The organism is Chryseobacterium sp. KMC2 (genome assembly GCF_016756935.1).
Classification (GTDB): Bacteria; Bacteroidota; Bacteroidia; order Flavobacteriales; family Weeksellaceae; genus Chryseobacterium; species Chryseobacterium rhizosphaerae.
The window spans coordinates 275156-295760 of record NZ_JAESIT010000005.1; the positions used below are offsets into that span (position 1 = coordinate 275156).

The following is a 20605-nucleotide window of genomic DNA, read 5'->3' on the forward strand; positions in this document are numbered from 1 at the left end:
GTTTAGTCGCAATTAAAATTATTGTGTTACCATTTGAAGCGTATTCTTGGAAATTTGCTCCAATAATACATTTTTTTCATGGTAAAATTTTTCAATATGATCCATCTTCGCATTTCTTACTGTGAATAAAGATACATTTTTAATTGCTTCGGTTTTAAAAATTTTATGAAGCTCTTCGTTAAGTTCTTCAATGTGGTTAAATTTATCCTCCAGACATAAAGCCAATGAAATAGCAGAATTCTGCATCAAGGAAACTTTAATTTTGTACTTGGATAAATAGCCGAATATAAGGCTCATATGATCCTCTGCAATGAAAGAAAAATCTCTTGTTGAAATCTTCAATAGAGCCTGGTTTTCTTTTAAAATATAAGTTTCTTCCTGTTGGTTTTTGTCTGAAGCGCCTACTTTGGTTCCTTCTTTTGTAGGATCTACGAAAGATTTTACATAAAAAGGAATGTTTTTCTGTTGTAGCGGCTGTAATGTTTTTGGGTGTATTACACTCGCTCCGTAATAAGCCATCTCAATAGCTTCCTCATAAGAAATATTGGAAAGAAGAGTTACATCGTTGAATTTTCTTGGATCTCCGGTCATTACACCCGGTACATCTTTCCAGATCGTCATTGCTTCTGCATCTAAGCAGAATGCAAAAATAGCAGCAGAATAGTCCGAACCTTCTCTTCCTAAAGTTACCGTGAAATTATTATCATCTGAACCAATGAATCCTTGGGTAACATAGCAGATTTCAGAATTTAAATTTGAAATAAAATCCTCAGTTTTTGTCCAATCTACATTACCTTCCCTGTAAGAATTATCTGTTTTAATGTAATCTCTGGCATCCAGCCACTGATTGGTAAACTGGATCTCATTCAGGTATTCACTTACAATTTTTGTTGAAATCATTTCTCCGCAACTCACCACCTGATCATATACAAAACTGTAATTAGGAGATTTGTTTCTTCTTAAAAATGAATCTATATCATCAAAAAAGAGATTGATTTCTGCAAAAACTGCATGATTTTCAGGAAAGAGACCTTCCGCTACCTCAATGTGTTTTCGTTTTATCTTTTCAATCTCTGTTTGATAGTTATCCTTCTTGAAATAAAGTTCTACAACCTTTTCCAACTCGTTCGTCGTTTTGCCCATTGCTGAAATTACCAGCAAGCATTTGGCAAATCCCTGGCTTTTTAGAACCATAGACACGTTTTTTACACTTTCGGCATCTTTTACCGATGCCCCACCAAACTTGAAAATTTTCATTAAATTGTTAAAAATAAAATTGTTAGATAAAAAATTACATGAGTTTTTTACGGACGTCAAAATTATAAATTTACAACGAGATATGAAATAGTCTGGGCATGTGATGAAATTAAGATTTCCTTAAAATGAGAATAATATGGCCTTAATGACAGAAATTTGGGTAGGGAATGAGCCGTTATTACTCAATGTTATATTGTTTTTAAGGTGTATAGTGTTGAAAAACAGCATGTACCGTCTTTTGTAATTAAATTTTCCTAATGCGATAAATTTTCCGAAATTTGGGGAAAACGTAAAAAGAAAAATATGTCAAATCAACCATTACAGACTTTAGGAGAATTTCTTATAGATAAACAGGACGATTTTCAATATTCTACAGGTGAATTTTCTCGTCTTCTGAGCGCAATAAGATTGGCTTCGAAAGTGGTAAACAGAGAAGTAAATAAAGCCGGAATTGTAGATATAACAGGAGCTGCCGGCAACCAGAATATTCAGGGTGAGGAACAGCAGAAGCTTGATGTGATCGCTAATGAAATTTTTATTACGGCTTTGTCTCAAAGAGAGGTTGTTTGTGGTATTGCGTCTGAGGAAAATGATGATTTTATTGATATTAAATGTGGGGAGAACGGTCACTTAAGTAAATATGTAGTACTTATTGATCCGCTGGACGGATCTTCCAATATTGATGTAAATGTTTCTGTGGGAACGATCTTCTCTATCTACAGAAGAGTTACTGAACCTGGAACTCCTGTACAGCTGGAAGACTTTTTACAGAAAGGGATCAATCAGATTGCAGCAGGATATGTTATTTACGGTTCCTCTACAATGATCGTTTATACTACCGGAAACGGAGTAAACGGATTTACACTGGATCCTTCTTTGGGAACTTATTACCTTTCTCATCCCAATATGACTTTCCCAAAAACAGGTAAAATCTATTCTATCAACGAAGGAAACTATATCAAATTCCCTCAGGGAGTGAAAAACTACCTTAAATACTGTCAGATGGAAGAAGGAGACCGTCCTTATACTTCAAGGTATATCGGTTCTTTGGTTGCCGATTTCCATAGAAATATGCTGAAAGGTGGAATCTATATTTATCCGTCTTATTCTCAGGCTCCGAATGGTAAACTGAGATTATTATACGAATGTAATCCTATGGCATTCCTTGCTGAGCAGGCAGGTGGAAAGGCAACAGACGGATTCAGAAGAATTTTGGAGGTAGAGCCAACAGAACTTCATCAAAGAATTCCATTTTTCTGTGGAAGTGTAGACATGGTAGAGAAAGCAGAAGAATTTATGCGTATCGATAGTGTGAAATAAACAGCATAGTATGGAAGCGTCTTATTTTAGATATCTATTACAATTTAAACGCCCGAGTGGAACATCTCGTGGCGTTTTGCTTGATAAGGAAACCTTTATTCTTGAAATTTCAGAAAATGGAAAAAAAGGAGTAGGAGAGTGTGCCATTTTCAGAGGATTGAGTTTTGATGACCGACCGGATTATGAAGACAAGCTAAAATGGCTTTGTGAAAACATTAAAAAGGATTTTGCTGATCTAAAAGAAGAACTGAAAGACTTTCCGTCAATATGGTTTGGTTACGAGCAGGCGATTTTGAATCTGAAGCATGGAGACAGTCTTTATTTCCCAAGTGAATTTACTGAAGGGAAATCTGCTATTACCATCAATGGTTTGATATGGATGGGGGAGATCGGGTATATGGAAGAACAGATTGAAGAGAAACTTGAAAAAGGCTTTCATTGCATCAAACTGAAAATTGGTGTCAACTGGAAAGAAGAACATATCATTCTTCAGAAGCTTAGAGAGAAATTTTCTAAAGATCAGTTGGAACTGCGTGTAGATGCGAATGGAGGATTTAATAAAGAAGAAGCAGTACTTGTTTTGCAACAGCTGGCAGATCTTGATATTCATTCTATTGAGCAGCCTATTAAAGCAGGAAATTGGCATGATATGAAAGAATTATGTTCAAAAACGCCTACACCAATTGCATTGGATGAAGAGTTGATAGGTATAACTGATCCCGATAAAAAGAAGCTTCTGCTAGAAACAGTAAAACCACAGTATATTATTTTGAAACCTGCTTTAGTAGGAGGTTTTTCCGGCTCTGATGAGTGGATTTCTCTGGCGGAAGAACAAAATATAGGGTGGTGGATTACCTCCGCACTGGAAAGTAATATAGGATTGAATGCCATTGCTCAATATACAGTAACTAAAAAAAATCCAATGCCTCAAGGGTTGGGCACCGGATCTTTATTTGTTAATAATTTTGAATCAAGCCTGGATCTCAGAAATGAGTTGCTGTGGTTCAAAGCTGAAAAGAAAATTAATTAGGACAGGTCGGGTTATCCCAGTGATCATTATCCCAGGCTCTGCAGCATTTGTTTTTCGAATCCCAATTGTTGCAGCCTATGGGAATGGGAGGAGGATTACCGCCGTTAATTGTTTTTAGTGCCCTCTTGCCCAATTTCTTCATGTGGTCTTGTTGATTTTTCATAATTGATAGTAATGGTTTGGTCAATAAATATCGAAAATTTTTTCCACCTGAACAATTTTATGGGATGTATATTGTTGGTATTGTGTGAATTATTGATATGATGGCATTTGTTCTGTACTCTTCAATGATCATATTTGAATTTTTCCAGAACCACAAAGATGAGTAAGAAGTGCTTATTACGTGAATGAAACATTCTGCATGTTTTCCGATTTCAATCCGAACGATCGGTGGAGATATTGGTGTCCTCACAGGTTAGAACATAAAAACACATTCCTCCAATACATTTGTAGGAACATGATGATATTTTCGACTCTATTTAAGGGATAAAGTAATTTTAGGTTCGGATATTCTGCTTTTTTTGGCGTTATTTTTTTATTAAATCACATTCTTTGCGAAAATTGCTTTCTTAATATATTCTACAATAGAAGAAAACTTGGCTTTAAATTTTTTCATAATAAAAGTGTAATTCTCTACTATTTGAGTTGGCAATCATTATGCCATTCTCTTAAACCTTAGCAACTTTAACACATGCTCATTTTTATAGTATTTTTTTAATTTCTTGTTAAGAAATAATTGTGAAAATATTTTCGTTATTCTTTGTTCTGTTGCTGATAAGATTTCGGTCTATTCCGTACAGATTTTGGAAAATATCCCTCTGAACCTGTGAACTGGAAAGGTATCCCCAATGTTTTCCAATCTCAAATTTAAAACTGTTTAAAATATCATCTTTAACGAATGTACAGTCGATAACGGAGACAATATCTTTAAAGCGTTCAATATCACTGGGACCATTTTTTCCAAGTCGGGGGGTGAGGATGTTTTTGGTAAATTGAGAAATACCAAGAATGACATCCTGACGGTTGAGGTAAATAGAAATGCGGTTTGCAAGCAAAGGAAGTTTATTAAAAGAATCTTCAGAGTCTTCAAATACTTTATAAGTAACATCTGCATTCAGCAGGATTACCTGATCAATCACTCTCAGGATATTTTCTTTTTTCAGACTGTATAGCATACTCTGAAGGACTCTGTTTCCCAAAGAATGAGTCATAATATGGATTCTTTGGTTGCATGGGATAAGGTCCCGATTGGAAAAAATATCTTTTAAAAATTGAGTGTAAAAATAAAAGAGCCTTAATAATGAGGTTCCGGAATTGATGCTTGCTGCTTTATCATCAAAATAAGTCAGAGGAACAATACTGCTTGAAGCCGGCCAGCTTACAAATAAAATATGCTCAACAGGAGATTCCGGATTATCAATAAACAGCTTTTTAAGATCAATTATAGCCTTTAATTCATCATCAAAATCATAGGCATATCCATGAATGAATATGAGTACATCACTCCGTTCTTTGGTGGAAGACATATTTTTATATAGCTCGTAGAACATTCTTTGGGTGCCACCGAGGTTCTGAGCTGTTAAAGATGATTTTTTGATGCCTTTTTCACTCAGAAGGACTTCTAAAACCTCTTCGTAGCCTTGTTTTTCGGGTTCCGAAAACAGTTGGTAGTTGAGGATGTTCCTGTTCGTGTAATCTTTCTTCTTTTTGGCCTGTGCAGTAGGTTCTTTATAGCCGTCAAAATCACATTTGGCAATTCTGAAATTAGGAATTGAATATTCTTCATTGGAAAAAGAGTCCACTCTTTCACCTTTATGACGCACAATCTTTCGATTGCTTAAGATATAAACAGCCATGATAGTCAGGTTTGTAACTTTCCCTAAGATACAGAAAAATACCGAATTACTAAGCATTGCACTTTTTAATTATCACTTTCGTAAGCCCCAAATTTTCCGTAACTTTGTGCAACTTTTTTTGCTAAAAACAAAAGCTAATTTAATGGAAGAAGAAAAAAAATCACTCAATTTTATTGAGCAAATTATAGAAGATGATTTGGCAAACGGTCTGAAAAGAGATCAGATTCGTTTCCGTTTTCCCCCTGAACCGAATGGGTATCTGCATGTAGGCCACACAAAGGCGATCTGCATCAACTTTGGCCTGGGAGAAAAATACAATGCACCCGTAAACCTTCGTTTTGACGATACCAATCCTGAGAAAGAAGAACAGGAATTCGTAGATTCAATCAAGAAAGATGTTGAATGGTTAGGTTTCAAATGGGACAAAGAATTGTATGCATCAGATTACTTCCAGCAGCTTTATGAATGGGCAGTACAACTGATTAAAGAAGGAAAAGCTTATGTAGATGAGCAGCCGTCTGAAGTGATTACCGAACAGAGAAAAAATCCTACGGAACCAGGAGTAGAATCTCCGTTCAGAAACCGTCCGGTTGAAGAATCATTGGATTTATTTGAAAGAATGAAAAACGGTGAGTTCGAGGAAGGGACAATGTCACTTCGTGCAAAAATCGATATGGTTTCTCCCAATATGAATATGCGTGACCCTGTGATGTACAGAATTCTGAAAAGACCACACCACAGAACAGGAACTGCCTGGAAAATCTATCCGATGTACGACTGGGCACATGGGGAATCAGATTATTTGGAGCAGGTTTCACATTCTTTATGTTCACTGGAATTTGAAAACCACAGACCCCTTTACAACTGGTATCTGGAGCAGGTATCCGATGAAACTAAAGTAGCTCCTAAGCAGAGAGAATTTGCAAGGATGAATGTTTCTTATATGATCACTTCTAAAAGAAAGCTGCAAAGACTTGTGGCTGAAGGAGCTGTGACTGGATGGGATGATCCTAGAATGCCTACTATTTCAGGGATGAGAAGAAAAGGATACACTCCGGCTTCTATCAGAAACTTTATTGAAAAGGTGGGAGTTGCAAAAAGAGAAAATCTGATTGAGATCCAATTACTTGACTTCTGCGTACGTGAAGACCTTAATAAAGTAGCTAAACGTGTAATGGCGGTCGTAGATCCTGTTAAATTAGTGATCGAAAACTATCCTGAAGACAAGGAAGAATGGTTGGAAACTGAAAATAATCCTGAACAGGAAAATGCAGGAACCAGAGAAGTTCCTTTTTCAAGAGAACTATACATCGAACGTGAGGATTTCAAAGAAGAGGCTAATAATAAATTTTTCAGACTGAAGTTAGGCGGGGAAGTTCGTTTAAAGTCTGCGTATATTATTAAAGCAGAAAGAGTAGAGAAGGATGAAAATGGAGAGATCACTACGATCTATGCTTCTTACGATGAAAAGAGTAAATCCGGAAGTGGGACAGAAGAAAGCTTAAGAAAAGTAAAAGGAACATTACACTGGGTATCTGCCAAACATGCTATCCCTGTAGAAGTAAGGGTTTACAACCAATTATTTACAGTGGAGCAGCCGGATGCTGAAAAAGATGTTGACTTCCTGAACTTTATTAATCCTGAATCGGTAAGTACTATTCAAGGTTTTGCTGAACCAAGCCTTAAAGATGTTGCCGTGGGAGAACCCCTTCAGTTCCAGAGAATCGGGTACTTTACCAAAGACCAGGATTCTACAGATGCTACATTGGTTTTCAACCGTACAGTAACTCTAAAAGATTCTTATAAGCCTGAATAATTTCAGGTGATGATCAATATTATATAAAAGCAGGACTTCACTGAAGTCCTGCTTTTCGTTTTTTATATGTGAACCATTAAGAACGTATTTACCCTTTTACGCCTTTGATCCAATCCTGGAATTTACCTACCTGTTCCATAAAGAAAGATTCATGTTCTTCTTTTTCCTCAGGACGGTTGACCAAAATGTGTTCAAAATAACTTCCTTTCAGTACTTTTCTTAAAATGCCTTCTCCTAAGAATGGTTTATAGTCATTAAGAGCCTGGGTAGCTTTCAGTAAATGTCTGATGTCATATTGTAACGGATTGATGTCCGGAACCTGTTTGTTGAGGTTCAGAAGTTTGTATACTGCTATTCTGGCTGTTCTTACTGAACTTTCCATAGTAAATACAACATCATTATTGGTTTCCACAAACTGTCCTACCAAACCTAGATTGGTACAGCCTTCGGGAACAACTCTCGGACGGTCACCCTGAGCTCTAGGCATAAACATAGAGGTAATATAAGGCATAAATGCGGTACGAACGATTGTATTTTCTATAACATTATCAAGCTGGTCTGTCATTCCCAAATGATGACATAACTCTGCAAGAATTTCATTTCCGGTACATTGAGGCATTGTTTTTTTGATGTAATTCCCTTCTTTGTCCATCAGTAAGGCATATACCCATACGACAAGGATATCATCCGGCTGGGTAGGGAAGTGTGGCTGTCTGTTGCAGGTAAAGCTCATTACCCAATTGGAATCTGTGATGGTGATAATACCTCCTGTAGCTGTTCTTCCGGAATAAGGATCATTCACGCAGAGTTCTTTAAGTTTCTCTGTGAAAGCAGAAGGTCGGCAGGTTAATGTAGCAGATTCCCACGAAGATTTCTCAATATGGCTACAGAATTTTTCAGGCTTACCAAATACTTCAGATTTGGCAGCGAGATTTTTCCACAGTTTCCATCCTGCACTCTGTCCCGCACTGCTGTTATCTATAGTGATTTCAGGAACCGTATTATTATCTGCGTAGAATGTACTCTCAGTCATTGAACCTGTGGTAACGATCACATAATCATCTTTACCAACAGGTATTTTTACTTCTTCGCCATTTTGTTCAGTAATAATCCCTTCTACTGTTTTACCTTCAGTATTAATATGGATATCAAGGTCTTTTACTAATGTATTAAACTGGATCTGTACTCCTTTCTCAACAAGGAAATTTTTAAGAGGAGTCACATATGTGTCATATTGATTGTATTTAGGGAATACAAGACATGAGAAGTCTTTCATCCCGTCAATGGCATGCAGGAATCTGTGCATATACAGTTTCAGTTCAAGTAAGCTGTGCCAGTTCTCAAATGCAAACATGGAACGCCAGAAAAACCAGAAATTACTGTTAAGGAAAGATTCTGCGAAATAATCTTCAATAGTCAGATCATCAAGCTCTTCTTTTTTCTTCAATAAAAGCTTAACAATTGCCAGCTGGTCTTTTTTTTCAAGTCCGAATTTACTGAAATCCTGGATCTGCCCCTGGTTATGAATCAATCTTGCTTTAGAATAATTAGGGTCATTGTCGTTAATAAGACGGTACTCATCCAATACACTGTATGGAGCGGGTAATTCCAATGCGGGAATATCCTGGAACATGTCCCATAGATTTTCATAGGTCATATCCATTTCCCTTCCGCCACGGATGATATAGCCATCTTTTGCGTTTCCTGCTCCATCCAGAGAACCTCCTTCAACATTCAGCTGGTCAAGGAAAATGATGTTTTTATCCGGAACCCGGCCATCACGGATGAAATAATAAGCGGCAGACATCCCTGCAATTCCGCTTCCTACAATATAGATTTTACTGTTTTCATAAGATTGTAAAGGAATCCCTTTATTACGTTGATAGTTTCCGATCTGGTCAGAAAAAGGCATCGTTTTTTCAGGAGTGTTAATCTGAACTTCTTTACTTGAATCCGGTTCGTGGTTTACTTTTCCAAACTGCTCAGAAGCATTTAAAACTTTCTCGAATTTTGAATTGATCGTACTCATTTTTTGTTTTGTTTTTAATTAACAGGTTAAAGGTACACCTATTCAAAAAGCGGTACATATCCCCAATGTCGGAATTATTATCCCCAAATTCTTATGACTGAATATTTTCTTTTGTCCGATACTCTGAGGGAGAGTATGAAGTCTGTTTTTTGAAAAAACGGCCGAAAGCTGATGCTGAATTAAACTGAAGCTCAAAGGCAATTTCTGAAATGGTGATATCGGGATTTCCCAGCATGACATAAGCTTCTTTCAGCAAAGTTTCATCAATGACTTCATGAGGAGTTTTTCCACTGGCTTTTTTAATAATCTCTATAAGGTGCTTATTGGAAATACAAAGCGCATCAGCATAAAACTGAACGGTTCTCTGCTGTCTGATATTTTCCCGGATCAGTTTACTGAACTTCAGGAAAAGATCTTTTTTTCCTTCCTCTTTCTGAGAAACCGTATTGATTTCTTTTTCTATGATTTCTGCGGTCTCAAGCAACAGGTTGAAAATAATGGTACGGATAATCTCTTCGGTAAATTTGCCTTGTTTTCGGGATTTTTTCTTAAGATAGTCCAGTAGGTTCTGTAACTGCAGAGAATTTTTTTCTGTTGTTTTTATAATGCTGTAGGAACCCTTAGAGAAGAGATTCATTTTCTCAATGATAAAAGGGTTGGATATATTTTTGATGAGAAAATTTTTATCAAAAAATAAGAGTTTCATCATAAAATCCTTACTGGTTTCAAGGAATCTTACAATGGTAGAAGGAGCAGCTATAAAGAAACTGTGGGTAGTTACTTTATATTTTTTACTGTCTATTTCAATATTGATTTCTCCCGCCGTACAAATACAGAGAGCATAATAATCCATTCTGAACGGCGCTTTTGGAAAATTGAAAATAGGATTCCCGGAGGAGATATAATAAGACTGGCGGCAATCAATCCTGTAAAAAGAAAGGGTATCATGTAAATTTTCGTAGGTTACCATGTTACGGATTGCTTGAGTTTTTGTTGTTTTTTAGATATTCCGGCCCGGAGATATTGGCTCTTACTGCAATTTACAAATTTTATAAGATCTTTTTATGCTTTGTATATCAAAAATATTCACTTTTTAGCATGTTGTAGAAGAAATTTTACAAATGAGAGAACGTGATGCCGACCTTTTAAAGCTGAATAATTTCTTGAGTAAGAGTAAAACTTAATGCTTCAATTTTTTTAACAATAATAACATTAGTATTTTTGCAGCAAATTAGTCACATGCAAAATTATTTAGAATTCAATTTCAAAATTTCTCCACTGCAACCTTGGAATGAGATATTAATGGCAGAGCTTATCGAGATAGGTTTTGACAGCTTTACAGAAGAAATTCACGGAATTTTAGGATATATCCAGACAGATCTGTTTCACGAAGAGGAATTAAAAGCGCTTCCTATTTTTGAAAATGAAAATGTAAAGATTGAGTACTCTTTCGAGGAAATGCCTAATATCAACTGGAATGAAGAATGGGAAAAGAATTTTTCTCCTATCAATATCGATGATAAAGTATTGATCAGAGCAGAATTTCATGAGTCTGTACCGGGAATGCATGAAATTATTATTCAGCCCAAAATGTCTTTCGGAACAGGGCATCACCCTACCACACACCTGATGATCCAGCAGATGATGGATCTTGACCTTACTGGAAAGAAAGTATTGGATATGGGTTGTGGAACTTCTGTATTGGCTATCTATGCAAAACAACAGGGTGCCGGAGATACAAAAGCTATTGATATTGATGAATGGTCTGTAGAAAATTCAAAAGAAAATGCGGTAAGAAATGGTGTTGAACTGGATATTGAACTGGGAACAGCCGAAAACTTAGGAAAAGAAAATTTTGATGTTATTTTAGCGAATATCAACAGGAATATTCTGATTTCAGATATTCCAACATATGTTTCCGTACTGAATGAAGGTGGAAAACTATTGCTTTCCGGGCTTTGCTTCTTTGATGTAGATGATATTCTTGAAGTGTGTAAAGAAAGTGGTCTTGAACTTAAAAAACAAATACAACGAGAAGAGTGGGTAAGCCTGCTGTTGGAAAAATAAATAAAAACAAATACGAATATGAAAACTTTATGGACCGCTTTATTATTACTGATGCTGCAGTTTTTTTCAGCACAGGAAAATGAAGTGTATACGGATGGGATTTTTGGTTTTGAAGAAAATAAAAGCCAAAAGATTTTTACAGATTGGACAAGAATCAGAAAAGAGCCTAATGTCAAATCTCAGGTTATAGACTCATTGCAGACTAATCAACAGGTGTTAATCCTTAAAAAAGAAGAAACCATACTAAGACTGGGGGAAAGAGGTGCCAACTGGTACAGGATCTCTTATCAGAAAGGAGATGTAACCTCTGAAGGATATGTTTGGGGAGGTAACCTTTCTGTAGGATACCGTAATAAAAACGGATATGATTTTCTTTTTGGACTTTCAAAAACTGTAGACAGAAAAAACAAAGAGGTTACTACTCTTGAGAAACAGAATATTGCGGGAATCAAAGTAATGGAAGGTAATATGCTTGTGGATGAGGTTTATTTTGATACCGGAAAAGGAGAGGAGCTGAGCTATGCTACATTCAATATTGAAAGCAATCATAAACTGCAGAATGTGGAACTTACTTTAAAGGCATTGGTTTCCGGTGAAGCTTGTGGTATTGCTAGCTATGACCAATATGTTCTTTTTAAGGATAAGAAACTCATTGCTCTTCCGCAGCTGATGAATGTAGGGGATGCAGATGTTTTTTACCATAGTGAACAATATATTTTCCCTAATGATAAAGGAGGGATGCCTGATGCTTTTATTTTTAAAGTGGAGGAAATGGAAAAAGATGACAAAGATCGGGAAAAGAAGAAACGTTCTTCCAAAACTTATCTTTGGAATGGAAATTCTTATAGGTTGAAATAAACTTTTTTGGTCTTAAAAAATAGAAGTCCTTACTGATGAAGTAAGGACTTTTTCTATAATTGGATACAGACAAAAATAGGACGGAAATCAACCTGTCTTATTCAGCAAGGAATTCCAACGTACATTGAGAACAACCTATTCCAGATTGAGTTTAAATTCCTTCTGTCCAATTGCTGAGTGTAATGACATCAGCTTGTCGGGGGAAAATTTTACTCATTAATACACGATGCACTTCCTCATCTTCATCTTTACAGCAGTCTTCAATGACAGTCAATATATAGTCCTTATCTGCAGCTTCTCTTAATGTGGATAAAACAACGCCACTGGTTGATATACCCGTCAATACCAGATGTTCAATATTCAACCCCCGAAGCACAATTTCAAGATCACTTCCTGTAAAAGCGCTAAAACGTTTTTTGGTGATGATGATATCCTGTTCATCAGGTAAAAGATCAGGATGGATAGAAACCCATTCTTTCATATTTACATGAATCATATGTTGTTTTATGGCTGAAAACGCTTTGTTATTTTTACTGATTTCCGGCATTCCCTGTCTGAATCCTACGGTAATATATATAACCGGGATTTGTCGCTTTCTTGCCGTTTTGATAGCCTCCTGTGTATTGGAAATCAATTTTGTTGCATCAGCTAGCCTGCTTAGAATAGATGATTGCATATCCATCACCAATAGGGCTGTTTTTGCTTTTTCCATTTTAATTATATTTTATTAATAAATTGTTCTTCAGCTTCTTCTAATAACTGTTCGTTGACAGGTTTGGTTTTTCTCTTCTTGAATAATAAGTTTCTAAAGATAAAAGCAATTAAGATTCCTGATATCCCTTCCAGGAGTAAAGTCTTTGGAGCTCCTATTTTTTCTGAAAGAAATCCAATGAATATACTTCCCAAAGGCAGCATTCCGAATATTGCAGTCAATAAGATACTGATGGCTCTTGAACGCATTTCAGGAATAACTTCAGATTGAACGATGATATTACAGGTTGTAAACTGTGCAACACCTCCCAATCCGGTAAGGGTAGCAAAAAACATAGACCAGTAAAAGTTAGTCGTATATGAAAAACATATAAGTCCAATACTCAGGACGATTGTACTCAGAATAAGAATATTTCTCATAGAAGCTCCTTTTTTTAAGGAAGCCAGAAATACTGTTCCAAGAACTGCCCCTATTCCAATGAAACTTGAGATATAACCAAAAGTTTTTGCATCCCCTTTAAAGATTTCTTTGGCGTAAACAGGAATTAACGTGTCATAGGGTAGAATCAAAAAACCGGTAATGCTTAGCATAATGATGACTAAATTAATTGAGGGCACTGTTCTGAGGTATCTGAAACCTTCTGCCAATTCAGTAAAAGTTCCTTTTTTGTTTGATTTTTTTTGAATGACTTTCACTTTCATCATGGAAATAGATCCCATTACTGCCGCAAAACTGGCCGCATTAATCAGAAAACAGGTTCCTGCTCCAAACTTTTGGATAATAATTCCGGAAAGGGCCGGACCTGCTAATTTTGCAATACTTGCCATTGCAGCCGTTAGAGAGAGTGCGCTTGGTAAATCTTCATCATTGGTTATTACTTCGTTGATCATTGACTGCCGTGCAGGAATATCATAAGCGTTGATAATTCCGAGAAATGCACTTAATATTAAAAAACTCCATATGTTCTGGTGTCCTGTCATAACCAAAAAAGCAAGTAGAGAAGCCTGGATTAAAGATAAAATCTGGGCAATCTGTATAATTTTATATCGGTTGTACCGGTCTGCGGCAACTCCTCCCAGAGCAGAAAACAAAAATGAAGGGAATTGTTCTGCAAAGATGGTGAGCCCCAGCATAAAAGCAGATTGAGTCATGCTGTATACGACCCATACTACAGCGGTACGCTGCATCCATGTTCCCAATTGAGATACGGAACGCCCGAAAAAATATAATGTGTAATTAGTGCTTTTAAAAGCCTGGAATGCATTGATGTTACTTAATTTATTCATGCTCTTTGAAATAAACTTTTTGACAAAAAACGTAAAAACGTCAAATTTTAAATAAAAAAAATCAGCTGATATGCCTTATAACCATTGATGTTAAGGTGTTTACTATAGGGTTCAGGTTTTTGAAATTGTTTTTTAAAACCATTTCACGCCTTATCCCTCTTATACTGCTTAGCAGGATGAAAATAACGGTTTCTTGTTCCTTAAGACTTACTTTAGGAATTTCATTATCAGTAATGCTTTTTGCAAATACTTTTAATAAAAGATTTTTTTCTGCTTCCATCATCCTGTCGTGAGCATCGGTCATGTGTTTTGATTTTTCTTCTGCATCCATTCCGGTTTCAATAGCTCTGAAAAATGATGCTCTTTCCTGAGATGTTTTTACTTTAGCAATACAGAATTCGTTAATCTTTTCTTCAAAAGATTTTCTTTTATTCATGCTAAGATCAATCTCATAGATAACTTCTTTAATTAAATTATCCAAAACCGCCTGGAATACCTCCTCACGATTTTTATAATAATAATAAATAGATGTTCTGCTTTTACCAACAGCTTTAGAAATATCATCCATCGTCACTTTCTTTAAGCCATATTTCAGATACAGCCCTGAAGCGGTTTCAAGGATCTGTTGTGAAAGTTGGTCTTGTTCTGTAGATGACATGAGTGAAATTTGTGTACAAAAATAAATAAATTCTGACAAAAAAACAAATTTTGTCAAATTGTAAAACTTATTCTGTTACTCAAACACCATGAACAACTTATTTTTAGATGACATTGAGTCAATAAAAAAATTATAATTGCAGATAAGTTTTTTCAATAAGTTGAGAAAGAATTCTAATCTATGACTGCCTCTATTGCAAATCGGGATGTTCTATTCATTATGTGATAATTTTTTTTGAAAAAACACAAAGACTCAAAATAATGACCAACTAGATGTTATATGGCGTAAAGATTTTATCGAAGATATCCGGGTATTTTGTTAAACTTTAATACTTTTTTGAATGTATAATAATTGTTAGATTTGGATACCGAAATCCATACACGGTTAAGAAGAAAATAAAAGGACAAAAAAATTGCGAAATGGCTGATGTATTTGAAAATTACCTATCCTCAACAGGAGGACTATCCGCTGAAGAAATCAACTTTTCTGCGCAATTCTTCAAACCGATCCGCTTAAAAAAGGGTGATTTTTTTATTCGTGAGGATGAATCCTGCGGTCATGTTGGATTTATCGCTAGTGGCGCTGTAAAGGCATACGCTACCGACAAAGAAGGAAAGGAAAATATAACCTGCTTCAAGTTTGAAAAGGAATTTGTCACCTCGTTTCCGGAATTTGTGAAACAGGAAAAATCCAGAAGGAGTATCATGGCTATAGAAGATAGCGTAATCTATAGGATAAGTTATCCGGACTATCAGTATCTGCTTGGTCAGGTAACCGCTTGGAACGGAGTTATAAAATCGGTGATGGAGCAGGAGTATAACCAAAAGGAACGTTATCTGCTGAATTACAATAATAGGTCGGCTGTGGATAAATACCGTCATGTTCTGTCTAGCGAACCGATGCTGGTCCAGCGTATAGCGACACAGGATCTGGCATCGTACCTGGGCATTACGCAGCGATCGCTTACACGGGTGAAGGGACAAATACATAGACCCAACGTATTATAGGACAAATGTCCTTATGCAGGCCTGATCAGTGATGTAGATTTGCATAAAAAAAACGATGTTACGTCAAATTGCTCCCGAAGTGTTCCAGATTTCACTGATGCCACGAAACAGTATCAACTGCTATATTATTGAAGGTGTATTGGTAGACTCCGGAATACGGAGTTCATATACCACTGTAAAAAAAGCTCTCCATAAAATCCCTGTTTATCAGCATATACTGACGCATGCGCATGCGGATCATCAGGGCTCTAGCGATCAGATATGCGCTGAGTTCGCGATACCCTTACTCTGTCATCCCGATGAAGTTTTTAGGACCGAAACAGGTATGGTCACCAACGATTATCCAACGCCACAACATTGGGTAGCAAAGCTTCAGCAGAAATACTGGGCTGGTCAGGGACATAAAGTAGAACGGACAGTCGTTGAAAACGATAGGATTGGAAATTTTCGGGTAATAGAGACGCCCGGACATTCGGCAGGTCATATTTCTTTATTCCGTGAGCAGGATGGTGTACTGATCATTGGAGATGTGGCGACCAATATGAACCTAATCACGACGGCGACCGGTCTGCGGCTTCCGCCGAACATATTCACTTCGGATCAACAGAGCAATATCAAATCGCTCCAGAAGTTAGCAAAACTGAATCCTGCCATTATCTGTTTCGGTCACGGACCGATCCTGCGAAATACAGACCGAAAGTTTGAACAATTTGTGGCTAAATGCAGTGCGGCTATTTAAAGATAGATCGTGCTGTAATTACGGGTTAAAAGAAGATGTAATGTAGATCTCATCTCAAAAACTACAAAAACCGAAAAAAAGACACTATCACCTTAGGGATTTTGAATTTACGAAGAAGTCTTAGAAAATATATTGAGGTACTTCTAGATAATTTCAAATAAGTAATAGAAGAATTCCAGCTTCAAAAATCGAACAATAGTGAAAGTTTGAGTCACAGATTTTTTATGGATGTAAAAAAAGGAGGCAACTATCAATAGTGTCTCCTTAAGTGCACGAAAGAGTCACTCTCAATTACTTTTATAACGAATTTGGTGCAGTTAGTTTATTTAATTGCTTGATGTCAGTTTTAATTATAATTCTTATATTAATAATCTAAAAAGGCGTTATGATGAATATCTTATAATACAGGATTAATTACAAAAAACGATTGTATCTATCTGAGTGATGTATTAATTTTAATAACAAATAATTTAACAATGAGACAGGCAGTTTTGATAGCTTTACTTTTTATATCCATACAGGAGGTAATGGGTCAAGAGCAATCGGTTTCCCATGATCGCACTTCCAACTTCTTTGATGAGATTAAAACGGCTTCCATGAAGTACATCAATCTTTGGAATAAAGATTTATATGGACCAATGCTTTTAATCAATCCACAGACCCGAGAGCTTTTTGCAAATGAAGCGGATACTGCTGGTATCTTAAAGGTTAACAGAAATATCTATTCGGGAATTTTGCCTGATAATATCAATATTGCTAATACTGCAATAAATTGGAATGGAAAAAGATGGGCTATGATTATGCTACCACTTCCTAAAAACAAACAAGAAAGAATTAATCTATTGGCTCATGAATCATTTCATAGTGTTCAGCCCTCGTTAGGGTTTACACTCAAAAATGTTGAGAATAACCATCTTGACCAAAGAGACGGAAGAATTTATCTGCGTTTAGAGTTGGAAGCATTAAAAAAGGCAATCCAATCGTTTTCGGAAAAAGAATTACGATTACATCTAACAAATGCGCTGACTTTCAGAAAATACCGAAATACATTTTATAAAGGTTCAAATAGTACTGAAAACCAATTAGAACTAAATGAAGGGATTGCTGAATTTACGGGAGTGATAGTTAGTGGTAGAAATAAAACACAAGCAACAACATTTTTTGTAAATGGGATAAATGATTTTTTTGCCAATCCCACATTTGTACGTTCATTTGCTTATTATACTACTCCTGTTTACGGTTATTTACTGTATAATATAGACAAAAACTGGAACAAACAAATTACTGCAAAAACAGATCTGACGAATTATTTTACCAAGGCATTCAATATCAAGATATCAACTGACTTAAAAAAGACGATTGAAAACATATCTAATAACTATAATGGAAAGGCTATAATTCAGGAAGAATTGGAAAGAGAAGAAAAAACGAAAAAACTTATATCCGAATATAAACTGAAATTTGTTGACCAACCCCATTTTGAAATAAGATTTGAGAAAATGAATGTCTCATTTGACCCAAGAAATATTATACCAATAGAAGATAAAGGGACAGTTTATCCTAATATCAGAGTTACAGATGTATGGGGTATTTTGACAGTTGAAAATGGGGCATTAATGAGTCCAAACTGGGATAAGATTTCAGTATCGAGTCCTGTCAAAACAGAAGGTAGTAAAATATTTGGTGATGGCTGGATACTTGAATTGGCTGATGGTTATACAATAGAAAACAACGGAGTGAATGATAACTATAAACTGACAAGAAGCAGGCTGATACAATAAATAGAATAATTTTTACCGGCTGTCCCGATTTAATGCATATTTTGAAAAAACTAGACTCAAACTTGTGTCATATATGATTTTGTGTACTGAATTTTTTATTTCTCAACCAGCAGATGACGGAGAATTTCCTAAAGGAGAAGAACAAGACGGAGAAAACAAATCAATAACTTTAGAGGTGTTTGGTATTTCAAGGACATTTCTATTTGACAAGTTTTGCGAATTTTTTATCTTAGAAACTATGAACGAAGGCTGACTTCTGGAATATCTAAAAATAGCAAGAATGCCAGCAGCAAAAGAGAATGCACGGCAAATAACAAAATTATATAAACAAGTTGCGTAATGCTAGAAGTTAATTTAACAGGAGAGATTAGACATCACTATGATGAAGAAAGTTCTTTACCTGCACATAATTTAGTAATAAAGCCATTACTAGAACAATCAAAATCTGCATATATTTTCGGACTAAAAAAGGATGATGAACTGTTCAAAGCCAATTCTGATATATTGATTAGCGAACGAGGAAAATTCAGGTTTGACTCTTCGAAAGAATGCGTAATTGGACACGAACAATTATGGAATGCAACAATGTGGAAAAGAGGATCAATAATTATATTACTTCAAGGAGACGAATTTGATTTTTCCGACATTTTTAAAAGCACATACAGACCTGCCTTAACCTTAACACCAAATATGGGAAATACCGTTTCTGCGACAAAAAGGTGTAAAGAAGAACGTGAGTTAGGGAATATTGCTATTTGCTTTCCAGCATCAAATGGAATAGAATGGATGACAATTTATGCAAACGACAAAGCTCTTGAAGAAATAATGAAACAAGCAGAAAACAATTGTAGAGAGAAAGCTTATTACACACGAAAAGAATAGAAAAACGAACGCACAAAAGGATTTAGTTCTAGCGGGCTGAAGTGCAAAATTCAACAGCAGTTTTTCAATTGACCTTTAATTTTTTTGCTCCGTAAGCTTCCCGAATGCTATGCCCTAAACCATTGCCTGAAAGGCATAGGAGCATACCGTGATCAATGACTGTATTGCCTGTAAAAGCACATTTCATAATTTCTTATGAGTTCTTCAGTGAGCGCGAAAGGATTCGAACCTTTGCCCGTCCCGATTTTTAATCGGGATGCTCTGTTATATCTGTCTTTGAACGATTACTAGGGGAAATGATAACACAAAAAAAGAACCCATAATTTCTTATGAGTTCTTCAGTGAGCGCGAAAGGATTCGAACCTTTGACCGTCCCGATTTGTAATCGGGATGCTCTGTTATATCTGTCTTTGAATGATTACTAAGGGAAATGGGAACACAAAAAAAGAACCCATAATTTCTTATGAGTTCTTCAGTGAGCGCGAAAGGATTCGAACCTTTGACCGTCCCGATTTGTAATCGGGATGCTCTGTTATATCTGTCTTTGAACGATTACTAAAGGAAATGATAACACAAAAAAAGAACCCATAATTTCTTATGAGTTCTTCAGTGAGCGCGAAAGGATTCGAGCCTTTGACCGTCCCGATTTGTAATCGGGGTGCTCTGTTATATCTGTCTTTGAATGATTACTAGGGGAAATGATAATACAAAAAAAGAACCCATAATTTCTTATGAGTTCTTCAGTGAGCGCGAAAGGATTCGAACCTTTGACCGTCCCGATTTGTAATCGGGATGCTCTGTTATATCTGTTTTTGAATGATTACTAAAGGAAATGATAACACAAAAAAAGAACCCATAATTTCTTATGAGTTCTTCAGTGAGCGCGAAAGGATTCGAACCTTTGACCGTCTGCTTAGAAGGCAGATGCTCTATCCAGCTGAGCTACGCACCCTTGATTTTAAAAAGTCGGGGCGGCAGGATTCGAACCTGCGACCTCCTGGTCCCAAACCAGGCGCGATGACCGGACTACGCTACGCCCCGATTGATGGTCATCATAAATTACTTTGTGATTGCAGTTGCAAAGATACAAAGCTTTTTTGTGAAATAAAAGAACCCGCCATTTTCTGTGAGTCCGTTGTGAGCGCGAAAGGATTCGAACCTTTGACCGTCTGCTTAGAAGGCAGATGCTCTATCCAGCTGAGCTACGCACCCTTGATTTTAAAAAGTCGGGGCGGCAGGATTCGAACCTGCGACCTCCTGGTCCCAAACCAGGCGCGATGACCGGACTACGCTACGCCCCGATTGAT

General features: G+C 36.4%; 16 protein-coding genes and 4 tRNA genes. 9 read left to right on the forward strand and 11 right to left on the reverse strand.

Annotated features, from left to right (window positions below; translation table 11 throughout):
• Positions 1-18: 18 nt before the first annotated feature.
• Positions 19-1257 (reverse strand): aspartate kinase, encoded by a 1239-nt coding sequence (locus JML65_RS08275; protein WP_202270503.1) that lies wholly within the window; start codon positions 1255-1257, stop codon positions 19-21.
• Between the two features lie 303 nt (positions 1258-1560).
• Between JML65_RS08275 and fbp the strand changes: the two genes are divergently transcribed.
• Both fbp and JML65_RS08285 read left to right on the forward strand, forming a co-directional pair.
• Positions 1561-2577, forward strand: coding sequence for a class 1 fructose-bisphosphatase (gene fbp / locus JML65_RS08280; protein ID WP_047493402.1), 1017 nt, complete (start codon positions 1561-1563; stop codon positions 2575-2577).
• A gap of 10 nt (positions 2578-2587) precedes the next feature.
• A complete protein-coding gene (locus JML65_RS08285) occupies positions 2588-3607 on the forward strand; it encodes an o-succinylbenzoate synthase (protein WP_202270504.1) in 1020 nt (339 codons plus the stop codon).
• 725 nt (positions 3608-4332) lie between these two features.
• Here the strand turns inward: JML65_RS08285 and JML65_RS08290 are convergent.
• Positions 4333-5463, reverse strand: coding sequence for an alpha/beta hydrolase (locus tag JML65_RS08290; RefSeq protein WP_202270505.1), 1131 nt, complete (start codon positions 5461-5463; stop codon positions 4333-4335).
• Positions 5464-5605: 142 nt separating this feature from the next.
• Here JML65_RS08290 and JML65_RS08295 point away from each other — a divergent pair, with 142 nt between their 5' ends.
• The gene (locus tag JML65_RS08295; RefSeq protein WP_084084972.1) at positions 5606-7279 is read left to right on the forward strand and encodes a glutamine--tRNA ligase/YqeY domain fusion protein; all 1674 of its coding nucleotides are present in this window, start codon (positions 5606-5608) and stop codon (positions 7277-7279) included.
• An 88-nt stretch (positions 7280-7367) separates the two neighbouring features.
• Here JML65_RS08295 and JML65_RS08300 read toward each other — a convergent pair whose 3' ends face one another.
• Complete coding sequence (locus JML65_RS08300; protein ID WP_202270506.1) at positions 7368-9308, reverse strand: oleate hydratase; 1941 nt, start codon at positions 9306-9308, stop codon at positions 7368-7370.
• Between the two features lie 91 nt (positions 9309-9399).
• The gene (locus JML65_RS08305; RefSeq protein ID WP_202270507.1) at positions 9400-10278 is read right to left on the reverse strand and encodes a helix-turn-helix domain-containing protein; all 879 of its coding nucleotides are present in this window, start codon (positions 10276-10278) and stop codon (positions 9400-9402) included.
• 269 nt (positions 10279-10547) lie between these two features.
• On the opposite strand from JML65_RS08305, the gene prmA reads away from it, so the two are divergent.
• Together prmA and JML65_RS08315 are read left to right on the forward strand one after the other, a co-directional pair.
• Entirely contained in the window at positions 10548-11375 is an 828-nt protein-coding gene (gene prmA, locus JML65_RS08310) for a 50S ribosomal protein L11 methyltransferase (protein WP_202270508.1), read from the forward strand.
• An 18-nt stretch (positions 11376-11393) separates the two neighbouring features.
• A complete protein-coding gene (locus JML65_RS08315) occupies positions 11394-12233 on the forward strand; it encodes an SH3 domain-containing protein (RefSeq protein WP_202270509.1) in 840 nt (279 codons plus the stop codon).
• Positions 12234-12384: 151 nt separating this feature from the next.
• On the opposite strand, the gene JML65_RS08320 is transcribed toward JML65_RS08315, so the two are convergent.
• The 3 genes from JML65_RS08320 to JML65_RS08330 all read right to left on the reverse strand — a co-directional run bounded on the left by JML65_RS08320 (position 12385) and on the right by JML65_RS08330 (position 14889).
• Entirely contained in the window at positions 12385-12945 is a 561-nt protein-coding gene (locus JML65_RS08320; RefSeq protein ID WP_202270510.1) for a cysteine hydrolase family protein, read from the reverse strand.
• A gap of 5 nt (positions 12946-12950) precedes the next feature.
• Positions 12951-14231, reverse strand: coding sequence for an MFS transporter (locus JML65_RS08325; protein WP_202270511.1), 1281 nt, complete (start codon positions 14229-14231; stop codon positions 12951-12953).
• Between the two features lie 61 nt (positions 14232-14292).
• Positions 14293-14889, reverse strand: coding sequence for a TetR/AcrR family transcriptional regulator (locus tag JML65_RS08330; protein ID WP_202270512.1), 597 nt, complete (start codon positions 14887-14889; stop codon positions 14293-14295).
• Between the two features lie 419 nt (positions 14890-15308).
• Here JML65_RS08330 and JML65_RS08335 point away from each other — a divergent pair, with 419 nt between their 5' ends.
• The 4 genes from JML65_RS08335 to JML65_RS08350 all read left to right on the forward strand — a co-directional run bounded on the left by JML65_RS08335 (position 15309) and on the right by JML65_RS08350 (position 19298).
• The gene (locus tag JML65_RS08335; RefSeq protein WP_202270513.1) at positions 15309-15896 is read left to right on the forward strand and encodes a Crp/Fnr family transcriptional regulator; all 588 of its coding nucleotides are present in this window, start codon (positions 15309-15311) and stop codon (positions 15894-15896) included.
• A 55-nt stretch (positions 15897-15951) separates the two neighbouring features.
• Positions 15952-16635 carry an MBL fold metallo-hydrolase gene (locus JML65_RS08340; RefSeq protein ID WP_202270514.1) on the forward strand — a complete coding sequence of 228 codons (684 nt, stop codon included), beginning with the start codon at positions 15952-15954 and terminating at the stop codon, positions 16633-16635.
• A 476-nt stretch (positions 16636-17111) separates the two neighbouring features.
• Positions 17112-18416 carry a hypothetical protein gene (locus JML65_RS08345; RefSeq protein WP_202270515.1) on the forward strand — a complete coding sequence of 435 codons (1305 nt, stop codon included), beginning with the start codon at positions 17112-17114 and terminating at the stop codon, positions 18414-18416.
• A 339-nt stretch (positions 18417-18755) separates the two neighbouring features.
• Entirely contained in the window at positions 18756-19298 is a 543-nt protein-coding gene (locus JML65_RS08350) for a hypothetical protein (protein ID WP_202270516.1), read from the forward strand.
• An 878-nt stretch (positions 19299-20176) separates the two neighbouring features.
• On the opposite strand, the gene JML65_RS08355 is transcribed toward JML65_RS08350, so the two are convergent.
• The 4 genes from JML65_RS08355 to JML65_RS08370 all read right to left on the reverse strand — a co-directional run bounded on the left by JML65_RS08355 (position 20177) and on the right by JML65_RS08370 (position 20599).
• A tRNA-Arg gene (locus JML65_RS08355) sits at positions 20177-20250 on the reverse strand.
• A 14-nt stretch (positions 20251-20264) separates the two neighbouring features.
• A tRNA-Pro gene (locus JML65_RS08360) sits at positions 20265-20339 on the reverse strand.
• Positions 20340-20436: 97 nt separating this feature from the next.
• Positions 20437-20510, reverse strand: a tRNA-Arg gene (locus JML65_RS08365).
• A 14-nt stretch (positions 20511-20524) separates the two neighbouring features.
• A tRNA-Pro gene (locus JML65_RS08370) sits at positions 20525-20599 on the reverse strand.
• Between the last annotated feature and the right edge of the window lie 6 nt (positions 20600-20605).